General features: G+C 43.5%; 7 protein-coding genes. All 7 read left to right on the forward strand.

What is annotated here, in order from left to right; all coding sequences use genetic code 11:
* The first annotated feature begins 148 nt into the window (after positions 1 to 148).
* Positions 149 to 1,330 carry an ATP phosphoribosyltransferase regulatory subunit gene (gene hisZ, locus JMF81_RS02245; RefSeq protein WP_201309835.1) on the forward strand — a complete coding sequence of 394 codons (1,182 nt, stop codon included), beginning with the start codon at positions 149 to 151 and terminating at the stop codon, positions 1,328 to 1,330.
* A gap of 18 nt (positions 1,331 to 1,348) precedes the next feature.
* On the forward strand, positions 1,349 to 1,996 hold the full coding sequence (gene hisG / locus JMF81_RS02250) for an ATP phosphoribosyltransferase (protein ID WP_201309836.1): 648 nt from the start codon (positions 1,349 to 1,351) through the stop codon (positions 1,994 to 1,996).
* 12 nt (positions 1,997 to 2,008) lie between these two features.
* The gene (hisD, locus tag JMF81_RS02255; protein WP_201309837.1) at positions 2,009 to 3,304 is read left to right on the forward strand and encodes a histidinol dehydrogenase; all 1,296 of its coding nucleotides are present in this window, start codon (positions 2,009 to 2,011) and stop codon (positions 3,302 to 3,304) included.
* A 13-nt stretch (positions 3,305 to 3,317) separates the two neighbouring features.
* Positions 3,318 to 3,905, forward strand: coding sequence for an imidazoleglycerol-phosphate dehydratase HisB (gene hisB, locus JMF81_RS02260; RefSeq protein ID WP_201309838.1), 588 nt, complete (start codon positions 3,318 to 3,320; stop codon positions 3,903 to 3,905).
* Positions 3,906 to 5,141 (forward strand): bifunctional phosphoribosyl-AMP cyclohydrolase/phosphoribosyl-ATP diphosphatase HisIE, encoded by a 1,236-nt coding sequence (gene hisIE, locus JMF81_RS02265; protein WP_201309839.1) that lies wholly within the window; start codon positions 3,906 to 3,908, stop codon positions 5,139 to 5,141.
* Positions 5,142 to 5,199: 58 nt separating this feature from the next.
* The gene (locus JMF81_RS16495; protein ID WP_274954396.1) at positions 5,200 to 5,322 is read left to right on the forward strand and encodes a hypothetical protein; all 123 of its coding nucleotides are present in this window, start codon (positions 5,200 to 5,202) and stop codon (positions 5,320 to 5,322) included.
* 121 nt (positions 5,323 to 5,443) lie between these two features.
* Positions 5,444 to 8,083 carry an alanine--tRNA ligase gene (gene alaS / locus JMF81_RS02270; protein WP_201309840.1) on the forward strand — a complete coding sequence of 880 codons (2,640 nt, stop codon included), beginning with the start codon at positions 5,444 to 5,446 and terminating at the stop codon, positions 8,081 to 8,083.
* The last annotated feature ends 108 nt before the right edge of the window (positions 8,084 to 8,191 follow it).

Below are 8,191 nucleotides of genomic sequence, written 5' to 3' on the forward strand. Positions count from 1 at the left end.
TTGCATTTCAGCGGATTTCTTTATATAATGGAAAAAGCCAGCCGGAAATCAGGTTGACAAAACACCCTTGTATTGATAGAATACTAGAGTGTTTTACGTGCTAGCGAAGTAGCACTTTAATTTGATAAAGCGACAAGGAGTAGATAAGATGAATAAAAAGAGAGTCCATACGCCGGAAGGTGTCAGAGATGTTTATGGGATAGAATACAGACGGAGAAGTAAGCTGAAAGATAAATTAAAGCATGTTTTCGCTGGTTATGGTTATGAAGGAATCCGGACCCCGGGATTTGAATTTTTTGATGTGTTTAACAGCGAAAAAGGTACGGTTTCTTCCCGGGAAATGTACAAATTTTTTGACAGAGAAGGAAATACACTGGTCTTAAGGCCGGATGTAACCCCGTCCATCGCAAGATGTGTTGCAAAATATTTCAGTGAAGAAAAAGTGGGAATCCGCCTTTGCTATGCAGGAAATGTTTTCTTAAATAACTCCAGCTATCAGCTGAAATTAAAAGAGACATGCCAGCTGGGAGCGGAACTGGTCAATGATGATTCTGTTCAGGCGGACAGCGAAGTCATTGCTATGGCTGTGGACTGCTTCCTGACAGCAGGACTTCATGATTTCAGGATTTCCATTGGAGAAGTTGAATTCTTCCAGGGACTGACAGACGCCATTGCAGATGATGAGATTAAGGCGCAGTTAAGGGAATTCATTTTGAACAAGAATTATTTCGGATTGATGGAATATGTAGAAAATCTTGATATTTCTGATGAAGTAAAACAGGTATTTTTAAGATTTAATGAGCTGAATGGAGACGTGGAGATTCTTGACCAGGCAGAAAAGATGGTCAGCAATGAAACTTCCAGACAGGCAATCGCCCGCCTGCGCAGGGTATATGAGATTTTGAAGCTTTACGGCAAGGAAAAATATGTTGGATTTGATCTGGGAATGCTGAATAAACATAATTATTATACCGGAATCATTTTTAAGGGATATACATATGGAACCGGAGATGCCGTGTTAAAGGGAGGACGCTATGACAATCTGATCGAACAGTTTGGAAAGAAAGCGCCGTCCGTCGGTTTTGCCATTGTGCTGGATGAGCTTATGACAGCTCTGCAGAGGCAGGAAATTCCAATGGAAGCGGAATCTGTTCATACGATGATCGTATACCGGGAAGAGCTTATGAAGGATGCTGTGGCAAAAGCCAATGAACTTCGCCGGCAGGGCCGGAGTGTGATCCTGGAGCGTCAGAACCCAAACTGTTCCAGGGACGATTATGAACAATTTGCCAAAGAACATTATCTGGGCGAAGTATTATATTTTGTATAGGAAAGGAAAGAGAAGAACATGAGATATATTACATTTGCGCTGGCGAAAGGCCGTCTGGCAAAGAAGACCCTGTCTTTGCTGGAGCAGATCGGCATCACCTGCGATGAGATGAAAGATGAAAAGACACGAAAGCTGATTTTTGTAAATGAGGATCTGAAACTGAAATTTTTCCTGTCCAAAGCCAGTGATGTTCCAACTTATGTGGAATACGGGGCAGCGGATATCGGAGTGGTAGGAAAAGATACCATACTGGAAGAAGGAAGAAACCTGTATGAAGTGCTGGATTTGAAGTTTGGAGCCTGCCGGATGTGTGTATGCGGTCCAAAGGAAGCTAAAAAATATCTTTCCGGAAATGAGATTATCCGGGTTGCGTCCAAATATCCGCATATCGCAAAAGAATATTTTAACAACCAGAAGCTTCAGACGGTGGAAATCGTGAAACTGAATGGGTCAGTCGAACTGGCGCCGATCGTAGGACTGTCTGAGGTGATCGTTGATATTGTTGAAACCGGAACAACGCTGAAAGAAAACGGTCTGGAAGTTCTGGAAGAAATCTGTCCGTTATCAGCCAGAATGGTGGTAAACCAGGTAAGCCAGAAAATGGAACAGGAACGGATCAGCAGGATGATTATAGCATTGAAAAAAATATTAGATGAGAAAAAATAAGAGGTACATAACATGAGAATTTTAAAAGTGAATGAAGATTCCATCGAAAATATTTTATCTGACTTATTAAAGCGCAGCCCTAATAATTATGATGGATATCAGGAAACAGTAGATGAAATCATTGCTAATGTAAAAGCAGACGGCGACCAGGCGGTGTTTGATTATACAAAACGTTTTGACGGAGCCGAGATTACAAAAGAAAATATCCTGGTGACAGAAGAAGAAATCAAAGAGGCTTATGATCAGGTGGATGACCAGCTGATCGAAGTGATTCGGAAAGCCATTAAAAATATCAGAGAGTTCCATGAGAAGCAGGTACAGAACAGCTGGTTTGAAACAAGAGAAGACGGAGTGATGCTGGGACAGAAAGTTATGCCGATGGAAAGCTGCGGCGTTTATGTTCCGGGCGGGAAAGCGGTGTATCCGTCTTCTGTTCTGATGAACATTGTTCCGGCTCATGTGGCAGGCGTAAAGAATATCATTATGACAACTCCTCCGGGAAAAGATGGAAAGGTAACAGCTAATACGCTGGTTGCGGCAAAAGAAGCAGGAGCCGGAGCTGTTTATAAAGTAGGAGGAGCGCAGGCGATCGCAGCCCTGGCTTTTGGAACGGAATCCATTCCGAAAGTTGATAAAATCGTAGGGCCTGGAAATATTTTTGTCGCTCTTGCGAAAAAATCTGTATATGGAAATGTCAGCATTGACTCCATAGCAGGACCAAGCGAGATCCTGGTTCTTGCGGATGAGACTGCCAATCCCAGATATGTTGCGGCAGATCTACTGTCTCAGGCAGAGCATGATGAGATGGCAAGCGCAATCCTTGTAACGACCAGCGAGGAACTGGCACAGAAAGTTTCCGAAGAAGTGGACGGGTTCTTAAATCAGCTTTCCAGAAAAGAAATCATGGAAAAATCTCTGGAATCTTTCGGGTACATCCTGATCGCGAAAGATATCAAAGAAGCTGTGGATGTAGCTAATTCCATTGCGTCTGAACATCTGGAAATCATGACAGACAATCCGTTTGATGTTATGACCAGGATCAAGAACGCAGGCGCAATCTTTATCGGCGCTTACAGCTGTGAACCGCTGGGAGATTATTTTGCAGGACCGAATCATGTGCTTCCGACCAACGGAACCGCAAAATTTTTCTCACCGCTGAGTGTGGATGACTTTATCAAGAAATCAAGCGTTGTATATTATTCAAGAGAGGCACTGGAGCCGGTACACAAAGATATTGAATTCTTCGCAAAACAGGAAGAGCTGACGGCTCATGCCAATTCCATGCGAGTACGTTTTGAAGAAGAATAGAAAGGACTGAAAGATGAGCAGAAGTGCGTTTGTAGAAAGAAATACCAGTGAAACAAAGATCAGATTGTCTTTGAACCTGGATGGAAGCGGAAAAGCGGAGATACATACAGGAATCGGCTTTTTTGACCATATGTTAAACAGCTTTGCCAGACATGGCTTTTTTGATCTGAAGGCAGAAGTGGAAGGAGATCTCTGGGTGGATTGTCATCATACCATTGAAGATGTCGGCATTGTCCTGGGAGAAGCAATCAAAGAAGCGGTCGGAGATAAGAAAGGAATCCGCCGATACGGATCTTTCATGCTGCCAATGGATGAGACTCTGATGCTGTGTGCCATTGATCTGTCTGGAAGGCCATATTTTGTCATGGATTGTGATTTTACAATGGACCGGGTGGGTGAGTTTGATACAGAGATGGTAAAAGAGTTCTTTTATGCTGTTTCTTACAGCAGTGCAATGAACCTTCATTTGAAGAAAATTCATGGAGAGAATAATCATCATATGATCGAAGCCGCGTTTAAAGCTTTTGCTAAGGCATTAGATGAAGCCACAGGCATGGATCCAAGAATTACAGACGTACTGTCTACGAAAGGAGCATTATAAATGAGCAAAATTACTTTGATTCCCTGTGTGGATCCAGAGAATCCGGTGGAATCCGCAAGGCAATACAACCACACAGGAGCAGATGCTGTTGCATATTGTGAAAAGAAAGCTTCGCTGGAGAAGATCAAAGAGATAAAAGAAGTGATTGATGTGCCGCTGTATGCAGGCGGCGGAATCAGAGACCTGGAAGATGTGAAAAAAGTCTTATACGCCGGAGCGGACAAGGTGTGTCTTGGGGCTGCTGTCCTGGAAGATAAAGATATTGTAAAAAAAGCATCCGACCGTTTTGGAAAGGATCAGGTAATGGTTTCCATGGATCTGGAAGAGCTGGAAGATCCAGGAGCCTTTGCCAGGGAAATGAAAAGATTAGGAGCGGGAGAGCTGCTTCTTTTGGCGTCAAATGGGTATGATAAGAAAATGGAAGCGGTAGAAGCTGTAAAGAAACAGTCAGAACTTCCTGTGATGATCAGCGTAACATCGTTAGAAGATGCAGAAAGAGAAGCGGCAGCAGTCAAAGCGGATGCTGTGGCAGTCCATGACGCAGGAGCTTTTTCCGTTCTGGAATGGAAAAAGGATATGAAAAAGAACGGACTGGACCCTTATCTGGCTGAAAGTCCGATTCCTTTTGAAGAATTTAAATTAAACAGCGACGGCATGCTGACCGTTGTAACCCAGGACTATAAAACCAATGAAGTTCTCATGGTTGCCTATATGACCAGGGAAGCTTATGAACAGACAGTGGAAACCGGCATTATGACTTATTACAGCAGAAGCCGGCAGGAACTGTGGGTGAAAGGGGATACTTCCGGGCATTATCAGTATGTAAAATCATTGACCATTGACTGCGACAAGGATACTCTTCTTGCAAAAGTACGGCAGGTGGGAAATGCGTGTCATACAGGACATTACTCCTGTTTCTTTACGGATCTTGTGAAAAAAGAGTATAAAGAAGAGAATCCGATGCATGTGTTTGAAGATGTCTATGATGTGATTATGGACCGAAAGGTGCATCCAAAAGAAGGATCCTATACCAATTATCTGTTTGACAAAGGAATTGACAAGATCCTGAAAAAAGTCGGAGAAGAATGTACAGAAATCGTCATTGCCGCCAAAAATCCGGATCCGGAAGAGATGAAGTACGAAATTTCAGATTTCCTTTATCATCTGATGGTCCTTATGGCGGAGAGAGGCATGACATGGGATGAGATTACAAAAGAACTTATGGAAAGAAAGTAATTGAGTTTCTATCGCTGATTTGATATAATCGGTTCTATAAGACAAGGAGGCGTGTACTATGACGGCGTTTATATCAGAATTAGTGTCATATGCAGTCAAATTTATTTTTCTTCTTGCGGTATCGGTAGGCGGCGTGCTTACAGGAAGGAAACTTTCTCTGAGGAAGAAAAATAAAAAATAGCCTGGACGATGCAGAAGAAGACCTTCTTTACAAGACAGGAGATTTCATTTCCTGTCTTGTAAACGCGGAGGTTTTCTTTTGGGTTATAGAAGAATCGATCATACATTAGGAGGATGAAAAATTGAAGGCATACGGAGTCAACGAACTCAGGAGAATGTATCTTGAGTTTTTCGAAAGCAAAGGACATCTGGCATTAAAGAGTTTTTCTCTTGTGCCGAAGAATGACAACAGCCTGCTGTTGATCAATGCAGGAATGGCGCCATTGAAGCCATATTTTACAGGACAGGAAGTTCCGCCTAGGAACAGGGTAACAACATGTCAGAAATGTATTCGTACAGGGGATATTGAAAATGTTGGAAAGACTGCCCGCCATGGAACATTTTTTGAAATGCTTGGAAATTTCTCTTTTGGAGATTATTTTAAACATGAAGCAATTGCATGGTCATGGGAATTTTTAACAAAAGTTGTAGGACTGGACCCGGACCGTCTCTACCCTTCTGTTTATCAGGACGATGACGAGGCTTTTGAGATCTGGGAAAAGGAAATCGGCATTGCTCCGGAACGGATTTTCCGCTTTGGAAAAGAAGATAACTTCTGGGAGCACGGTGCAGGACCTTGCGGGCCATGTTCAGAAATTTATTATGACAGAGGCGAAAAATATGGCTGCGGCAAGCCGGACTGTACTGTAGGCTGTGACTGTGACCGCTATATGGAAGTCTGGAATAACGTATTTACCCAGTTTGAGAATGACGGACATGGAAATTATACAGAATTAGAGAATAAGAATATTGATACGGGAATGGGGCTGGAACGTCTGGCAGTTGTTGTGCAGGATGTAGACTCTATTTTTGATGTGGATACGATTAAGGCAATCCGGGATAAGATCTGTGAGGTAGCAGGAGTAACTTACGGAGAAAACTATGATACAGATGTCTCTGTCCGCGTGATCACAGACCATATGAGATCTGCGACCTTTATGCTGTCTGATGGAATCATGCCGTCCAATGAAGGAAGAGGATACGTGCTCCGTCGACTGATCCGCCGTGCGGCAAGACACGGAAGACTTCTTGGAATCAATCATTTATTCCTGACAGAGATCAGCAAAGTCGTAATCCACGAGTCTAAGGACGGATATCCGGAACTGGAAGAAAAGCAGGAGTTTATCTTTAATCATCTGGCACAGGAAGAAAAACAGTTCAATAAGACGATCGATCAGGGACTGTCAATTCTGGCTGATATGGAAAAAGAGATGGCAGAAAAAGGAGTGAAAGAACTTCCGGGCAGAGATGCTTTCCGTCTGTATGACACTTATGGATTCCCTCTGGATCTGACCATTGAGATCCTGGATGAAAAGGGATTTACCGTAGATCAGGACGGTTTTGAGAAAGAAATGGAACATCAGAGGGAGACAGCGCGTAAAGCCAGAAAGACGACCAACTATATGGGTGCCGATGCAACGGTTTATGAACAGCTGGATCCGGCCATGACGTCAGAATTTTTAGGCTACGATGCTTTGACTTGTGATGGCGTGATCACAGCCATGACGACAGATACAGAAGTGGTCAGCGAACTTTCTAAAGGAATGCAGGGAACTATCGTTGCAGATCAGACAACATTTTATGCGACCAGCGGAGGTCAGGAAGCGGATAAAGGAGTGATCTTAAGCGATGACGCCTCTTTTGAAGTAGAAGATGTGATCAAATTATCCGGCGGAAAGATCGGCCATGTAGGACATGTAGTTGAAGGCACATTCCATCTGGGTGATAAGGCAGTGTTCCATGTAGATGAGAAGAACCGCAGGCTTGCTCAGAAAAATCACAGCGCAACCCATCTGCTTCAGAAAGCTTTAAGAGAAGTTCTTGGAACTCACGTAGAACAGGCAGGATCTTTAAATAATGCCCAGCATCTGCGTTTTGACTTTACACACTTCTCACCGATGACGGAAGATGAGATCCGCAGAGTAGAAGAGATCGTAAATCGTGAGATCGCGGCAGACCTTCCGGTTAAAACTCAGATTATGTCCATTGAAGACGCAAAGAAGACAGGCGCTATGGCATTGTTTGGTGAAAAATATGGCGACAAGGTCAGAGTTGTATCTATGGGAGATTTCTCTGTGGAATTATGCGGAGGAACACATGTAAAGAATACAGGAACCATTACGGCGTTTAAGATTCTGTCAGAGACCGGTGTCGCGTCCGGCGTCCGCAGAATTGAAGCTGTGACAGATCAGGGTGTTTTCCAGTACTATCATCAGGTAGAAGAAGAGTTAAAAGAAGCCGCGTCCATGCTGAAATCAACTCCGGCAGGAATGAAGAAGAGAATTGAAAGTCTTTTGTCAGAAGTAAAAGCATTAAAGAGCGAAAATGAATCTCTTAAGAGCAAACTTGCAAAAGATGCGCTCGGAGATGTAATGGATGAGGTAACAGAGGTTGAGGGAGTCAAACTTCTTGCCACAGCCGTGGAAGATGTCGATATGAATGGACTTCGTGAACTGGGAGATGATCTGAAAGCGAAACTCGGAGAGGGAGTCATTGTGCTGGCTTCTTCCAAAGGTGGAAAAGTATTCCTTGTTGCTATGGTGACGGATGCTGCCCAGAAAGCAGGAGCCCATGCAGGAAATCTGTTAAAAGAGATTGCCGGATGCGTTGGAGGCGGCGGAGGAGGCCGTCCAAACATGGCTCAGGCTGGAGGAAAAAATCCGGATGGAATCCCGGAAGCGGTAAAAAAAGTAAAAGAAGTTTTGAAAAATCAAATTTCTTAGTTGACGAAACGCAAAAATATGGTATAATCCTGTCTTTGACAGTTGTTGGAAGGAAAAATCGCTGTATCCCTTGTATTTACTGGGCTACAGCGATTTTTGCCGTTGTTT

The organism is Anaerostipes butyraticus, from assembly GCF_016586355.1.
In the GTDB taxonomy this organism is placed as follows: Bacteria; Bacillota; Clostridia; order Lachnospirales; family Lachnospiraceae; genus Anaerostipes; species Anaerostipes butyraticus.

Excerpts from the sequence above, each read along its gene's own strand:
- hisZ (WP_201309835.1), top strand. The coding sequence starts at position 149 with ATGAATAAAAAGAGAGTCCATACGCCGGAAGGTGTCAGAGATGTTTAT.
- hisG (WP_201309836.1), top strand. The coding sequence starts at position 1,349 with ATGAGATATATTACATTTGCGCTGGCGAAAGGCCGTCTGGCAAAGAAG.
- hisD (WP_201309837.1), top strand. The coding sequence starts at position 2,009 with ATGAGAATTTTAAAAGTGAATGAAGATTCCATCGAAAATATTTTATCT.
- hisB (WP_201309838.1), top strand. The coding sequence starts at position 3,318 with ATGAGCAGAAGTGCGTTTGTAGAAAGAAATACCAGTGAAACAAAGATC.
- hisIE (WP_201309839.1), top strand. The coding sequence starts at position 3,906 with ATGAGCAAAATTACTTTGATTCCCTGTGTGGATCCAGAGAATCCGGTG.
- JMF81_RS16495 (WP_274954396.1), top strand. The coding sequence starts at position 5,200 with ATGACGGCGTTTATATCAGAATTAGTGTCATATGCAGTCAAATTTATT.